Source organism: Dokdonella soli (genome assembly GCF_039523175.1).
Classification (GTDB): domain Bacteria; phylum Pseudomonadota; class Gammaproteobacteria; order Xanthomonadales; family Rhodanobacteraceae; genus Dokdonella_A; species Dokdonella_A soli.
Genome location: NZ_BAAAEU010000028.1, coordinates 1 through 13,425 on the forward strand (window position 1 = coordinate 1; position 13,425 = coordinate 13,425).

The 13,425-nt window shown below is 64.8% G+C and carries 14 protein-coding genes; 13 read left to right on the plus strand and 1 reads right to left on the minus strand.

Annotated elements, in window-relative coordinates; translation table 11 throughout:
* Window positions 1–196 precede the first annotated feature (196 nt).
* From rpsF to radA, 7 genes are all read left to right on the plus strand, one after another.
* Window positions 197–652, plus strand: a complete 456-nt coding sequence (gene rpsF / locus ABD002_RS18545; protein WP_343793901.1) for a 30S ribosomal protein S6 — start codon at window positions 197–199, stop codon at window positions 650–652.
* Between the two features lie 30 nt (window positions 653–682).
* The gene (gene rpsR / locus ABD002_RS18550; RefSeq protein WP_343793903.1) at window positions 683–907 is read left to right on the plus strand and encodes a 30S ribosomal protein S18; all 225 of its coding nucleotides are present in this window, start codon (window positions 683–685) and stop codon (window positions 905–907) included.
* Window positions 908–1,067: 160 nt separating this feature from the next.
* Window positions 1,068–1,517 carry a 50S ribosomal protein L9 gene (rplI, locus tag ABD002_RS18555; protein WP_343793905.1) on the plus strand — a complete coding sequence of 150 codons (450 nt, stop codon included), beginning with the start codon at window positions 1,068–1,070 and terminating at the stop codon, window positions 1,515–1,517.
* 232 nt (window positions 1,518–1,749) lie between these two features.
* The gene (locus ABD002_RS18560; protein WP_343793907.1) at window positions 1,750–3,138 is read left to right on the plus strand and encodes a replicative DNA helicase; all 1,389 of its coding nucleotides are present in this window, start codon (window positions 1,750–1,752) and stop codon (window positions 3,136–3,138) included.
* A 130-nt stretch (window positions 3,139–3,268) separates the two neighbouring features.
* Window positions 3,269–4,345: an alanine racemase gene (gene alr / locus ABD002_RS18565; RefSeq protein ID WP_343793909.1), complete on the plus strand. Its 1,077-nt coding sequence runs from the start codon at window positions 3,269–3,271 to the stop codon at window positions 4,343–4,345.
* Between the two features lie 5 nt (window positions 4,346–4,350).
* Window positions 4,351–4,848, plus strand: a complete 498-nt coding sequence (locus tag ABD002_RS18570) for a hypothetical protein (RefSeq protein WP_343793911.1) — start codon at window positions 4,351–4,353, stop codon at window positions 4,846–4,848.
* Between the two features lie 30 nt (window positions 4,849–4,878).
* On the plus strand, window positions 4,879–6,270 hold the full coding sequence (gene radA / locus ABD002_RS18575; protein ID WP_343793914.1) for a DNA repair protein RadA: 1,392 nt from the start codon (window positions 4,879–4,881) through the stop codon (window positions 6,268–6,270).
* 132 nt (window positions 6,271–6,402) lie between these two features.
* Here the strand turns inward: radA and ABD002_RS18580 are convergent, their stop codons facing one another.
* Window positions 6,403–7,200: a cytochrome C assembly family protein gene (locus ABD002_RS18580; protein WP_343793916.1), complete on the minus strand. Its 798-nt coding sequence runs from the start codon at window positions 7,198–7,200 to the stop codon at window positions 6,403–6,405.
* Between the two features lie 91 nt (window positions 7,201–7,291).
* Here ABD002_RS18580 and ffh point away from each other — a divergent pair, with 91 nt between their 5' ends.
* The 6 genes from ffh to htpG all read left to right on the plus strand — a co-directional run bounded on the left by ffh (window position 7,292) and on the right by htpG (window position 13,344).
* Window positions 7,292–8,668 (plus strand): signal recognition particle protein, encoded by a 1,377-nt coding sequence (gene ffh / locus ABD002_RS18585; RefSeq protein WP_343793918.1) that lies wholly within the window; start codon window positions 7,292–7,294, stop codon window positions 8,666–8,668.
* A 278-nt stretch (window positions 8,669–8,946) separates the two neighbouring features.
* A complete protein-coding gene (gene rpsP / locus ABD002_RS18590) occupies window positions 8,947–9,204 on the plus strand; it encodes a 30S ribosomal protein S16 (RefSeq protein WP_343793920.1) in 258 nt (85 codons plus the stop codon).
* 148 nt (window positions 9,205–9,352) lie between these two features.
* Window positions 9,353–9,868 (plus strand): ribosome maturation factor RimM, encoded by a 516-nt coding sequence (gene rimM, locus ABD002_RS18595; RefSeq protein ID WP_343793922.1) that lies wholly within the window; start codon window positions 9,353–9,355, stop codon window positions 9,866–9,868.
* A 93-nt stretch (window positions 9,869–9,961) separates the two neighbouring features.
* The gene (gene trmD, locus ABD002_RS18600; protein WP_343794019.1) at window positions 9,962–10,756 is read left to right on the plus strand and encodes a tRNA (guanosine(37)-N1)-methyltransferase TrmD; all 795 of its coding nucleotides are present in this window, start codon (window positions 9,962–9,964) and stop codon (window positions 10,754–10,756) included.
* Between the two features lie 27 nt (window positions 10,757–10,783).
* A complete protein-coding gene (rplS, locus tag ABD002_RS18605) occupies window positions 10,784–11,149 on the plus strand; it encodes a 50S ribosomal protein L19 (RefSeq protein ID WP_379989374.1) in 366 nt (121 codons plus the stop codon).
* Between the two features lie 293 nt (window positions 11,150–11,442).
* Entirely contained in the window at window positions 11,443–13,344 is a 1,902-nt protein-coding gene (gene htpG, locus ABD002_RS18610) for a molecular chaperone HtpG (protein ID WP_343793926.1), read from the plus strand.
* The last annotated feature ends 81 nt before the right edge of the window (window positions 13,345–13,425 follow it).

Genomic DNA, 13,425 nt, shown 5'->3' on the forward strand with positions numbered 1-13,425 from the left:
CATCATGCTTGCGCCAATGCCCTGATTCCATTAGTATCCGCGCCCCCTTCGTTGGTGTTGCGATCTTCCGTGATCGCGAGAATCAAGAAGCGGCCGTCCATGGCCGCACTTCTCAACCAAACGAGGGCCTTGCCTCACCGCCACGCGGGAGGCTGTCGAGCGGAATCGTCCGCCTCGATACCCACAAGGAGTCGACATGCGTCATTACGAAGTCGTGTTTCTGGTCCACCCTGACCAGAGCGAGCAGGTGCCCGCGATGATCGAGCGCTACAAGGCGCTGATCGAGGGCGACAACGGCAAGGTCCATCGTCTCGAGGACTGGGGCCGTCGCCAGCTCGCCTATCCGATCCAGCACCTGGCCAAGGCGCACTACGTGCTGCTCAACATCGAGTGCAGCGCAGCCGTGCTGGCCGAGCTGCAGTCCGGCTTCCGCTTCAACGATGCGGTGCTGCGCCACCTGATCGTGACCCGCGAAGGCCCGGTGACCGAGATGTCGCCGATCATGAAGAACAAGGACGACAAGGGCGACCGCCGCCGTCGTGACGACGAAGGCTTCGGTTTCGGCAGCGACGACGACGAGCCGCGTCCGCGCCGCGAGCGCGCGCCGCGCGAAGAAGTCGCCGCCGCTCCCGCCGAACCCGCTGCCGAATAAGCAGCCGCCCCCGTCTACGGAGAAAATCCCATGTCCAAGTTCTTTCGCCGCAAGAAGTTCTGCCGTTTCACCGCCGAGGGCGTGACCGAGATCGACTACAAGGATCTCAACATGCTGCGCCAGTACATCAGCGAGACCGGCAAGATCGTGCCGAGCCGCATCACCGGCACCAAGGCGCGCTACCAGCGCATGCTGGGCACTGCGATCGAGCACGCGCGTTTCCTCGCGCTGCTGCCGTACAGCGACAGCCATTGAAACAAGCGTCGCGCGCTCGCGCGACGACCACTCTCCCTCTCCCCTCCGGGGAGAGGGCTGGGGTGAGGGAAAGCGATCGCATCACTGCTTCTTTCTTCCTCCAACATTCGGACAGCGCAAGCTGCGCCGGCCATCCCGACGCTAACGAATAGGAACAATCATGGAACTCATCCTCCTGCAGAAAGTGAAGAACCTCGGCAACCTCGGTGACAAGGTCAAGGTGAAGCCGGGCTACGGCCGCAACTACCTCGTGCCGCAGGGCAAGGCGACGGCTGCGACCGCCGCGAATCTCGAGGAATTCGAGAAGCGCCGCGCCGAGTACGAGGCCAAGGCGAACCAGCAGCTCGCCGGCGCCGAAGCGCGCAAGGCCCAGCTCGAGAACGCATCGGTCACGATCAAGGCGAACGCGAGCCCGGAAGGCAAGCTGTTCGGCTCGGTCGGCCCGCGCGACATCGCCGAGGCGTTCACCAACGCCGGCACCGCGCTCGACAAGAGCGAAGTCGTGATGAGCGAAGGCCCGCTGCGCAATATCGGCGAGTTCGACGTGCAGGTGCATCTGCACGCCGACGTGCACATCGCGGTCAAGGTCATCATCGCCGCTGACGAATGATCTTCCGGACCTTCGCACGGCGAAGGTCCGAGTCATGCAACACCCGACGGGCGCCTTTGCGGGCGCCCGTTTTTGTTGCCGCGATCGCGCCGGCACACACAGCTTGTCCACAGGTTCATCCCCAGCCTGAGCCGGGTTATCCACCGGTTGTCCGGAGACTTGTGCGTCGCGGATCCTGAGACGTCCATCTAGTATCCGGAATTCGTTTTCGATGCACACGCCATCCTCGCCCATGCCCGCCCTGACCGATCGCAAGAACGTCTCCAACATCGAAGCGCTGCGCGTGCCGCCGCACTCGATCGAGGCCGAGCAGGCCGTACTCGGCGGCCTGATGCTGGCGCCCGAATCCTGGGACCGCATCGCCGATCGCCTGACCGAGGACGACTTCTACCGCCGCGACCATCGCATCATCTTCCGCGCGATCGGCGACCTGTCGAACAAGGGCATGCCGTACGACGCGGTCACGCTCGGCGAATGGTTCCAGGCGCAGAACCTCGCCGAACTCGTCGGCGGCGCGAGCTATGTGATCGAACTCGCGAACTCGACGCCGAGCGCAGCGAACATCACGGCGTACGCGGACATCGTGCGCGAGAAGTCGGTGCTGCGGCAGCTGATCGACGCCGGCACCGAGATCGCGGGTGATGCGTTCCAGCCCGAGGGCCGCTCCAGTCAGGAACTGCTCGAGGTCGCCGAGCAGAAGGTGTTCCATATCGCCGAGGCCGGCGCGCGCGGGCGCAAGGGTTTCGTGACGATGCGTGCGGCGGTCAAGGACGCGTTCCAGATCCTTCATCACCGCTACGAGAACCGCGGCACGGTGACCGGCCTGCCGACCGGCTTTACCGATCTGGACGAAATGACCGCCGGCCTGCAGCCGTCGGACCTGATCATCGTCGCGGCGCGCCCGTCGATGGGCAAGACCGCGTTCTCGGTCAACATGGCCGAGTACGCGGCGATGAAGACCAAGAAGGCGGTCGCGATCTTCTCGATGGAAATGTCGGCCTCGCAGCTCGCGTTCCGCCTGATCTCCTCGCTCGGTCGCATCAACCAGCAGCACCTGCGCACCGGCGACCTCGCCGAGGAGGAATGGCCGCGCGTGACCAACGCAATCACCCTGCTCAGCGAGGCGAAGATCTTCATCGACGACACGCCGGCGCTGAGTCCGGGCGAGCTGCGCGCGCGCGCGCGCCGCCTGAAGCGCGAGCACGATCTCGGCTTGATCGTGATCGACTACCTGCAGCTGATGCAGGTGCCCGGCAACACGGAGAACCGCGCCACCGAAATTTCAGAAATCTCGCGCAGCCTCAAGGCGCTCGCGAAGGAACTGAATATCCCGGTGATCGCGCTGTCGCAGCTCAATCGCTCGCTCGAACAACGCACCGACAAGCGTCCGGTGATGTCGGACCTGCGTGAATCGGGCGCGATCGAGCAGGACGCCGACGTGATCCTGTTCATCTACCGCGAAGAGGTCTACGACAAGGAGTCGCCGAAGAAGGGCACCGCCGAGATCATCATCGGCAAGCAACGTAACGGTCCGATCGGCGCGGTTACACTCGCATTCCTCGGCGAGTACACGAAGTTCGAGAACTATGCCGGCGGTGGTTTCTCGGGGAGCTTCGAATGAAGGCCGGGAATCGGGAATCGGGAATCGGGAATCGGAAAAGCGCGCCGCGTATTTGTGGCGGCGCTTACGCTCCAGGCGTGCCTGCCTCCCCATTCCCCATTCCCCATTCTCCAATCCCGGCTTCACGCTAATGCGCGCCACCTGCGCGACCATCCACCTCGGAGCCCTGCGCGAAAACCTGCGCCGCGTGCGCGAACTTGCACCCGGCGCGCGCGTGATGGCGGTCGTCAAGGCCGACGGCTACGGTCACGGTCTCGAACGGGTTGCGCGCGCTCTCGAGGGCGCCGACGCATTCGGCGTCGCCGGCATCGCCGATGGCCAACGCCTGCGCGCCGCCGGCGTGTCGCAACGCATCGTCGTGCTGTCCGGCCTCGACGAGACGTGCGACCTCGCCGAGATGCGCCGCCTGCGCCTCGATACGGTCGTGCATCACGAGGCGCAGATCGACGCGCTCGCAGCCGATCGCGATCCGCGCCCGCTGCGCGTCTGGCTCAAGCTCGACACCGGCATGCATCGCCTCGGCTTCCCGCCCGAACGCGCGCGCGACGCCTATGCGCGCTTGCGCGCGCTGCCCTGCGTCGACAAGGACATCGCGCTGATGACGCACTTCGCGAACTCCGACGTGTTCGACGATGCGTTGACCACGCAGCAGATCGACCGGTTTGATCGCGCGGTCAGCGGCCTTGATGGCGAACGTTCGCTGTCGAACTCGGCCGGCATCCTCGGCTGGCCCGAGGCGCAGGGCCAGTGGGTACGCGCCGGCGGCGCGCTGTACGGCATCTCGGTCGTGGCCGGCAGGATCGGCGCCGATTTCGGTTTCCGCCCGGCGATGACATTGGCGACGAAGCTGGTCGCGATCAATCGCGTGCGCCGTGGTGAACACGTCGGTTACGCCGCGACCTGGGAGGCGCCCGAAGACATGCTCGTCGGCGTCGCCGCGATCGGCTACGGCGATGGCTATCCGCGTCACGCCGAGTCCGGTACGCCCGTGCTCGTCAACGGCACGCGCGCGAACGTGGTCGGCCGCGTCTCGATGGACCTGATCACGATCGACCTGCGCGGTCACGCAGGCGCGAAGATCGGCGATCCCGTCGTGCTCTGGGGCCGCGGTCTGCCGGTCGAGGAAATCGCGCAGCACGCCGACACGATCGGCTACGACCTCACCTGCGGCATCACGCGGCGCGTGCGCTTTGTAGAGGAGGAATAGCGTTCATGGATGTCGACCTTCATCAATCGATGATCTTCCGGTGTGTCGCGCTGCTGTCTCTCGTGGTTGCCTGGGACGCGCTTGCGCAGCCGGCACCGATGAACCAGAAAAGCGACACGTCGGCAGTGGCCCGCCCACTGGAAAAACCGACTCCCGCCAAGACGGCCGGGAAATCGAATGGGACTGATAGCGTGACCGACAATGAAGACGACGATCTCGAACTGGCTTTCGTTCCATCGTTGAGCGCGTTACTGGTACGAGCCGAACAGTTGAAAGGCTCGCCGCTCACGCGTCGCCAGGTTGAAGCGATCCGCGACGAATCCTACGTGATAGCGCTGCCAGCGGAGGTCGTTCGCGCGACGGAACGCAGGCGCGGATACGCGGACATCGATCCGGAACACGCCTGGGAACAATGGCAGAAGCTGCGCATGAGGCTGGTCGCCGACAAGGAACTGGCGCGCAAGATTGCGACATCCCGCGGCGACGATGAAAAGAAGAACTGAAAGTTCGAACTCTGGGGTCGTTGAATAGCCATGGCCAAGACCAGGACCGCCTACGTCTGCAGCGAGTGTGGCGCCGAACACTCGAAGTGGCAGGGCCAGTGCGCCGAGTGCGGTGTGTGGAACACGCTCAGCGAATTCGTGGTGCAGCCGGCGACGAAATCGGCGGCGGTGAATCCGCGCAGTGGCTACGCAGGCGCGGTCGATGCGGCGAAGGTGACGAAGCTCGCGACGGTCGCGGCCGAGGCCGAGCAGCGCAGCGCAACCGGCATCGCTGAATTGGATCGCGTGCTCGGCGGCGGCCTCGTCGCTGGATCGGTCGTGCTGATCGGTGGCGATCCGGGCATCGGCAAATCCACGTTGCTGCTGCAGATGCTCGGCGCGATCGGCCAGCGCGTGCGCGGGCTGTATGTGACCGGCGAGGAATCGCTGGCACAGGTCGCCTCGCGCGGGCAGCGGCTCGGCATAGGGCTGGATGGACTGGAGGCGCTGGCCGAAACCTCGATCGAGCGCATCCTCGGCGAGGCGGCGGCCAGCAGGCCGGACGTGCTGATCATCGATTCCATCCAGACGATCTGGACCGAGACACTGACCGCGGCACCGGGTTCGGTGTCGCAGGTGCGCGAATCCGCGGCGCGGCTCGTGCGGTTCGCGAAGGAAAGCGGCACCAGCGTATTCCTGGTCGGCCACGTGACCAAGGAAGGCGGTATCGCCGGGCCACGCGTGCTCGAACACATGGTCGATGCGGTGCTGTATTTCGAGGGCGAGGCGGGCAGCCGGTTCCGCATCCTGCGCGCGTTCAAGAACCGCTTTGGCGCGGTCAACGAACTCGGCGTGTTCGCGATGGGCGACAAGGGCCTGCGCGAGGTGCCCAATCCCTCGGCAATCTTCCTGTCCGCGCACGCGCAGCCGACCGCGGGTAGCGCGGTGATGATCACGCGCGAGGGCACGCGGCCGCTGCTGGTCGAGGTGCAGGCGCTGGTCGACCAGAGTTCGCTCGGTAATCCGCGCCGCGTCGCGCTCGGCCTCGAACAGAACCGCCTCGCGATGCTGCTCGCGGTGCTGCACCGGCATGGCGGCGCAGCGGTCTACGACCAGGACGTGTTCGTCAATGTGGTTGGCGGCATCCGCGTGCAGGAGACCGCGGCAGACCTGCCGGTGTTGCTGGCGGTATTGTCCAGCTTCCGCGACCGCCCGCTGCCGGACAAGACCGTCGCGTTCGGTGAAGTGGGTTTGTCCGGTGAAATTCGGCCGGTGCCGAATGGCGAGGAGCGCCTGAAGGAAGCTGCGACGCACGGCTTCCGGCGCGCGATCGTGCCGAAGGCGAATGCGCCGAAGCATTCCAAATTGAATCAGGCGCGCGTCGGCGAGATGGAGATCATCGCGGTCGATCGGCTTGCCGAGGCGTTGAGTGCGGCCAGCTGAAGGGACGCCTCGATCCCGCTTTCGTAGGAGCGGCTTCAGCCGCGATGCTTTTGTCGCGCATCGAATACATGCAAAGGGATATCGCGGCTGAAGCCGCTCCTACGAAGAGCGGGCTTCCGTAGTCGCTCCCGCTCACGCGGTGCGGTGCAGAATAACTTCCAGCACGAATTTCGACCCGAAGAACGCGAGCAGCAAAATCGCCATCCCGGTCAGCGTCAGGTTCACCGCGCTGCGCCCGCGCCAGCCGTGGCGCCAGCGGCCCACGAGCAAGGTGCCGAACACCACCCACGCGATGATCGAGAGCACGGTCTTGTGGATCAGGTGCTGGCTGAACAGGTTGTCGACGAACAGGATGCCCGTCAGCAGGGTCAGCGTCAGTAGTGCGAAGCCGGCTGCGATCAGGCGGAATAGCAAGGTTTCGGTCAGCGTCAGTGGCGGCAGTGCGCGCAACATTGCGCCGAACTGGCGATGGCGCAGTGCACGTTCCTGGATCGCGAGCAGGATCGCCAGCGCCGCCGCGATCGACAGCACGCTGAATGCGAGCAAGGCGACGGTCACGTGCAGCTTGATCTGCCAGTCCATCGGCAGCGGCAGCGTTGAAGGCGCGGCGAACACGTCGATGCCGAGCAGCAGCGCCGCGAGCGGGAACACGATCACGCCAAGCGCGGCGACCGGGCGCGCGAGATTCACGATCAGGGTCAGCGCGGCGACGACGCACGCGGCCAGCGAGAGCGCTGCGAAGAAGTGCAAGTCCAGCGCGCCGCGATGCACGCCGAGCAGCACGCCGGCATGCGCGAGCACAGCGAACGTCGCCGTGCCTTCGGCAAACCGGTTCAACGGCTCGCCGCGGCCGAGCAGCGGGCGCGCGAGCAGGCCGGTGGCGGCGAGGTAGAGTGCGATCGCGAGCAGGGCGAGGGCTGGGATCATCATGCGCGCAGTGTCGCATAGCGTCTGTCGCGCGTGAACGCGGCGCCACGGCGGCTCCGCTATAATCGCGCGCTTTCCGCCCTTCCGGTCCGCCATGTTCGAGTCGCTCAGCCAACGTCTTTCCGCCACCGTCCAGCGCCTGCGCGGCAAGGGGCGATTGACCGAGGCGAACATCCGCGAATCCCTGCGCGAAGTCCGTATCGCTTTGCTCGAAGCCGATGTCGCGTTGCCGGTCGTGCAGGCATTGATCCAGCGCGTGCAGGTGCGCGCGGTCGGGCAGGAGGTGCTGAAGAGCCTGACCCCGGGCCAGGCACTGGTGAAGGTCGTGCGCGACGAGCTGACCGCAGTGATGGGCGTCGCCAACAGCGATCTCAATCTCGCGGCGGCGCCGCCGGCGATCGTGCTGATGGCCGGCCTGCAGGGCGCCGGCAAGACCACGACGGTGGCCAAGCTCGCGCGGTTCCTGAAGGACCGGCGCAAGAAGAAGGTGATGGTGGTCAGTGCCGACGTCTATCGTCCGGCCGCGATCGAGCAGCTGCGTACGCTGGCCGAACAGGTCGATGTGCTGTTCCATCCTTCAAGCGGCGAACAGGATCCGGTCGAAATCGCTAGGCACGCACTGGACGCGGCGAAGAGGAATTTCGCCGACGTGCTGATCGTCGATACCGCCGGTCGCCTGCACATCGACCAGGAGATGATGGCCGAGATCAAGGCGCTGCATGCGGCGTTGAATCCGGTCGAGACCCTGTTCGTCGTCGACTCGATGACCGGCCAGGACGCGGCGAACACGGCCAAGGCGTTCGCCGAGGCGCTGCCGTTGACTGGCGTGGTGCTGACCAAAACCGACGGTGACGCGCGCGGTGGCGCGGCGCTCTCCGTGCGCTACGTGACCGGCCGCCCGATCAAGTTCATCGGCGTCAGTGAGAAGCCCGATGGTCTGGAACCGTTCCATCCGGACCGTATCGCGCAACGCATCCTCGGCATGGGCGACGTGCTGTCGCTGGTCGAGCAGGTCGAGCAGAGCGTCGATCAGGAGAAGCAGCGCAAGCTCGCCGAGAAGGTGATCAAGGGCAAGCGCTTCGACCTCAACGACATGAAGGACCAGCTCGAGCAGATGGTCAACATGGGCGGCATGGCCTCGCTGATCGAGAAGCTGCCGGGCGTATCGAACCTGCCGGACCAGGTCAAGTCGAAGGTCAACGACAAGGAAGTACATCGCATGATCGCGATCATCGGCTCGATGACGAAGAAGGAGCGCCGGCACCCGGATCTGCTCAACGGTTCACGGCGGGCGCGCATTGCGCGCGGCTCCGGCATGCAGCCGGCCGACGTCAACAAGCTGTTGAAGCAGTATCAGCAGATGGAAAAGATGATGGCCAAGCTCGGCAGCGGTGGCATCAAGGGCCTGATGCGGCAGATGTCCGGCGCGATGAAAGGCATGGGCGGCGGCGGGTTCATGCCGCCGCGTTGAAGAGGAAACGCAGCGCTTCTCTTTTCCGTCATCCGGCGAAAGCCGGGATCCAGTGTCTTGACGCTGGTCCAACAGGAGCTGGATCCCGGCTTTCGCCGGGATGACGATCGGGCGGTGATCTTGCTTGGCATGCGGCCGGCGTGCCCTCGAACCCGCATGCTAACCCCGCGCGGGGCTTTATTTTTCCCGCAATTCAGCTAGAATGCGCGGCTCCCTCGGGAGCGGCCGGCCGGTTCGGCTCGCCCAATAAAAAATTCCAGTATTTTCAGAGAGCTACGATGGTCAAGATTCGCCTTTCCCGCGGCGGCGCCAAGAAGCGCCCGTTCTACCACATCGTCGTGACCGACGAGCGCAATGCGCGCGACGGTCGCAATATCGAACGCGTCGGCTATTTCAACCCGATCGCGGCCGGCAAGGATGTGCGTCTGCAGCTCGACACCGCCAAGGTCAAGGCCTGGGTGGAAAAGGGCGCGCAGATGACCGAAAAGGTCAGGTCGCTCTACAAGGAAGCCGGCAAGCAGGTTGCCGCTGCCTGAGCGTCGTGAGAGCGGGTCGCAGAGCCGCTCCGGCACCAGGAGGTGCCGCCGCATCAGGCGCGCAAGCGCTTGATGCGACAAACGTGGCGCGGCTCTGCCGCGACCGTTTGTTTGCAAGCCGCGGCAGGATGCCTGGTTTTGCAAACCTATGAGCAGTCCGGGCGAAAAACTCGTCCTGCTCGGCAAGATTGTCGGTGTCCACGGCATACGTGGCGAGCTGAAGCTCGAATCGTATACCGAGCCGAGAACGCAGATTTTCCGCTACCAGCCCTGGTTGGTGCGGTCCGCGTCCGGCGAGAAGCAGGTTGAGGGTTGCCGTGGGCGTGCCCAGGGCAAGGGCCTTGTCGCCGAATTGCCAGGCATCGCGGATCGCGATGCGGCGGCGGCACTGGCCGGAGCGGAAATCTGGGTGGCGCGTTCGGCATTGCCGGCGCCGAAACCCGGCGAGTACTACTGGTCCGATCTCGAAGGACTCGAGATCGTCACCATCGACGGCGTATCGCTCGGCAAGGTCTCGCATCTGATCGCGACCGGCGCCAACGATGTGCTGGTGGTGAAGGACGCCGAGCGCGAGCGGTTGATTCCGTTCCTGATCGGGCAGTTCGTGACGGAGGTGGATCTTGGTACAGGCCGGTTGACGGTCGACTGGGATCCGGATTTCTAGGTTTTACGGCTTTTGGTTGAAAAGTGCGTGCAGGATGTACGCTTTTTGTTTCTCGCGATCATGGACGATCGCAAAAATAACGGACCCGGCGCGATGCGCATCGACGTCATCACGCTGTTTCCTGACTTCATCGAAAGCTGTGCGCGGATCGGAGTCGTCGGGCGCGCGCGCGAACGCGGGTTGCTGCAGATCGCAACCTGGAATCCGCGCGATTTCGCGAGCGACAACTACCGTTCGGCCGACGACCGCTGCTACGGCGGCGGTCCCGGCATGGTGATGATGGTCGATCCATTGCGAAAGGCGCTTGCCAGCGTGCGCGCCGCGAGTGGGTCGGAAGCCAAAGCCGAGGCGAATGCCGAAGCAAAAGTAATTTACCTGAGTCCGCAAGGAACGCGGCTCGACCAGGCCAAGGTGGCGGAACTCGCGAGGCGCGATCATCTGATCCTGCTGAGCGGTCGCTACGAAGGCGTGGACGAACGCTTCCTGGAGCACGCGGTTGACGAGGAACTCTCGATCGGCGACTACGTGCTCTCCGGCGGAGAACTGGCGGCGGCGATCGTGATCGACGCGGTCGGACGCCTGCAGGAAGGTGTGTTGAACGACGCGGCTTCGGCCGAACAGGATTCGTTCTCGAACGGCCTGCTCGACTGTCCGCACTACACGCGCCCCGAGCATGACGACTGGGGCGACGTGCCGGCGGTGCTGACCTCCGGTGACCACGCGGCGATCCGCCGTTGGCGTCTGAAGCAGTCGCTGGGGCGGACCTGGCTGCGACGCCCGGACCTTCTGGACCGGGTCGAGTTGGACAAGAAAACACGCGCGTTGCTGGCCGAGTTCCAGGACGAGCATGCGAAAAGAACGACGTCGGGTCGTGAATCCGGCGATTGAAGAAATCGAAACTTATTGGTGAATGCGATGAACCTGATCCAGCAATTCGAAGCCGCCCAGATGACCCGTACGCTGCCGGAATTCAGCCCGGGCGACACCGTCATCGTCAACGTGAAGGTCAAGGAAGGCAACCGCGAGCGCGTGCAGGCCTATGAAGGCGTCTGCATCGCGCGCAAGAACGCGGGCCTGAACTCGGCGTTCACCGTGCGCAAGATCTCGCACGGTTTCGGTGTCGAGCGCGTGTTCCAGTCGCATAGCGCGGCGATCGACTCGGTCGTCGTCAAGCGTCGTGGCAAGGTGCGCGGCGCGAAGCTGTATTACCTGCGCGGCCTCGAAGGCAAGGCAGCGCGCATCAAGGAAGATCTCGGCGCCAACGCCCGCAAGGACGACTGACGCCAAAGTCATCCGTCTTGGAGCATCGAGTCGCGTCTGTGCTCCTCGTCAGAAGCGGTCGTCGGCAACGACGACCGCTTTTTTTATGGATTTGTTTGTGCGCTCGTCCCTGGGCGCTGCTTCGAGGTCGCGTGCCCGGTGCGCAACCTGTTGCCTTCGTGGTGTCCAGAGCGGCCATCCATGGCCGCGCTTTTCAATCAACAGCAGGCTTCTATGGGCGTTTCTGCCTGGCAGCTTGAAGCATCGCCGGCCTGCCTCCATCTGCGCCCCATTACATCCCGGAGGGAAGCCGCATGAGTTCCGCCACTGAAACCCGCGCGTTCGAAGCCGAGGTCTCGCAGGTCCTGCACCTGGTCACGCATTCGCTGTACTCGCACAAGGAGATCTTCCTGCGCGAGCTGATCTCGAACGCGTCCGATGCCTGCGACAAGCTGCGCTTCGCCGCACTGTCGGATGCGTCGCTGACTGCCGATGACGCCGAGCTGCGCATCGAGATCTCCGTCGACCGCGATGCGCGCACGCTGACGATCCGCGACAACGGCATCGGCATGAGCCGCGATGAGGTCGTCGAGAACATCGGCACGATCGCGCGCTCGGGTACGCGCAAGTTCCTCGAATCGCTGTCCGGCGACGCGCGCAGGGACACCCAGTTGATCGGCCAGTTCGGCGTCGGCTTCTATTCTGCGTTCATCGTCGCCGACAACGTCACGCTGACCACGCGCAAGGCAGGCGCGCCGGCGGGCGAGAGCGTGCGCTGGGAATCGGCCGGCAGCGGCGAGTACACGCTGGAGAACGTCGACGCCCCGCAGCGCGGCACGACCGTGACCGTGCATCTCAAGCCGGACGAATCCGAGTTCCTCGATGCGTGGAAGCTGCGCGAGCTCATCAAGCGCTATTCCGACCACGTCGCGTTCCCGATCCGCCTGCCGGCGCAGAAGGACGGCGGCGCGTCTGATCAGAGCCGAACCGACGAGTTCGAGACCGTCAACCATGCCGCCGCGCTGTGGACGCGGCCGAAGAGCGAGCTGAAGGACGAGGACTACCAGGCGTTCTACAAGTCGCTCTCACACGACTTCAACGATGCCCTGGCGTGGACGCACAATCGCGTCGAGGGTTCGCAGAACTACTCACTGCTGCTGTACGTGCCGGAGAGGCCGCCGTTCGATGCGGTCTTCAGCGGGCGCGACGAACGCAAGGGCCTCAAGCTCTACATCCGCCGCGTCTTCATCATGGATGCGAGCGAACAGCTGTTGCCGAGCTATCTGCGCTTCGTGCGCGGCGTCGTCGATTCCGACGACCTGCCGCTCAACGTCAGTCGCGAGATCCTGCAGGAGAACCGCCTGGTCGCGCAGATCCGCAGCGCCTGTGTGAAGCGCGTGCTCGATCTCCTCGAGAAGCTTGCCAAGGACGAACCGGAGAAATTCCAGCAGTTCACGACTGCGTTCGGCAACGTGCTCAAGGAAGGCATCGCCGAGGACGGCGCGAATCGCGAGCGCATCGCGAAGCTGCTGCGCTTCGCGTCGACGAAATCCGAGGACGCACAGAAGAGCGTCTCGCTGGATGACTACATCGGTCGCATGCAGGCGGACCAGGAGGCGATCTGGTACATCACCGCTGATTCGCATGCAGCCGCGAAGGGCAGTCCTCAGATCGAGGCGCTGCGTGCGAAAGGCACCGAGGTGCTGCTGCTGAGCGATCGCATCGACGAATGGATGATCGGCTATCTCGGTGAATACGCCGGCAAGAAGCTGCGCAATGCGGCCAAGGGCGACCTCGATGCCGCCGACGGCGGCGACGCCGAGCGCCGCAAGCAGGCGGACGAGGCCGCCCAGCCGGTGCTGAAGAAGCTTGCCGAGCTGCTTGGCCCGAAGGTCGAGCAGGTCCGCGTCAGCCAGCGCCTGACCGAATCGCCGTCCTGCATCGTGCTCGGTGAATACGACATGGCCCTGCACATGCAGCGCCTGTTGCGCGAAGCCGGGCACGAGGTGCCGGACAGCAAGCCGATCCTCGAGATCAATCCGGCGCATCCGCTGGTGCAGAAGCTTGCCGCGGAGACCGATGACACGCGCAGCGCGGATATCGGCCAGCTGCTGTTCGAGGAAGCACAGCTCGCGGCGGGTGACCAGCTTGCCGATCCGGCTGCGTTCATCGCACGGGTGAACCGCGTTCTGTTGGGGTCGGGTCCGTCGCACTGAACGGATGAGTGATCGGCGGCGAGGCACGCAGCGGCCGTAGCGGTCCGGCGGCAGCTGCGTGCTACCATCGATCGCTCCGGC

Bases quoted from the DNA above. Each gene is read 5' to 3' on its own strand.
- rpsF (WP_343793901.1), top strand. From the start codon at position 197: ATGCGTCATTACGAAGTCGTGTTTCTGGTCCACCCTGACCAGAGCGAG.
- rpsR (WP_343793903.1), top strand. From the start codon at position 683: ATGTCCAAGTTCTTTCGCCGCAAGAAGTTCTGCCGTTTCACCGCCGAG.
- rplI (WP_343793905.1), top strand. From the start codon at position 1,068: ATGGAACTCATCCTCCTGCAGAAAGTGAAGAACCTCGGCAACCTCGGT.
- ABD002_RS18560 (WP_343793907.1), top strand. From the start codon at position 1,750: ATGCCCGCCCTGACCGATCGCAAGAACGTCTCCAACATCGAAGCGCTG.
- alr (WP_343793909.1), top strand. From the start codon at position 3,269: ATGCGCGCCACCTGCGCGACCATCCACCTCGGAGCCCTGCGCGAAAAC.
- ABD002_RS18570 (WP_343793911.1), top strand. From the start codon at position 4,351: ATGGATGTCGACCTTCATCAATCGATGATCTTCCGGTGTGTCGCGCTG.
- radA (WP_343793914.1), top strand. From the start codon at position 4,879: ATGGCCAAGACCAGGACCGCCTACGTCTGCAGCGAGTGTGGCGCCGAA.
- ABD002_RS18580 (WP_343793916.1), bottom strand. From the start codon at position 7,200: ATGATGATCCCAGCCCTCGCCCTGCTCGCGATCGCACTCTACCTCGCC.
- ffh (WP_343793918.1), top strand. From the start codon at position 7,292: ATGTTCGAGTCGCTCAGCCAACGTCTTTCCGCCACCGTCCAGCGCCTG.
- rpsP (WP_343793920.1), top strand. From the start codon at position 8,947: ATGGTCAAGATTCGCCTTTCCCGCGGCGGCGCCAAGAAGCGCCCGTTC.
- rimM (WP_343793922.1), top strand. From the start codon at position 9,353: ATGAGCAGTCCGGGCGAAAAACTCGTCCTGCTCGGCAAGATTGTCGGT.
- trmD (WP_343794019.1), top strand. From the start codon at position 9,962: ATGCGCATCGACGTCATCACGCTGTTTCCTGACTTCATCGAAAGCTGT.
- rplS (WP_379989374.1), top strand. From the start codon at position 10,784: ATGAACCTGATCCAGCAATTCGAAGCCGCCCAGATGACCCGTACGCTG.
- htpG (WP_343793926.1), top strand. From the start codon at position 11,443: ATGAGTTCCGCCACTGAAACCCGCGCGTTCGAAGCCGAGGTCTCGCAG.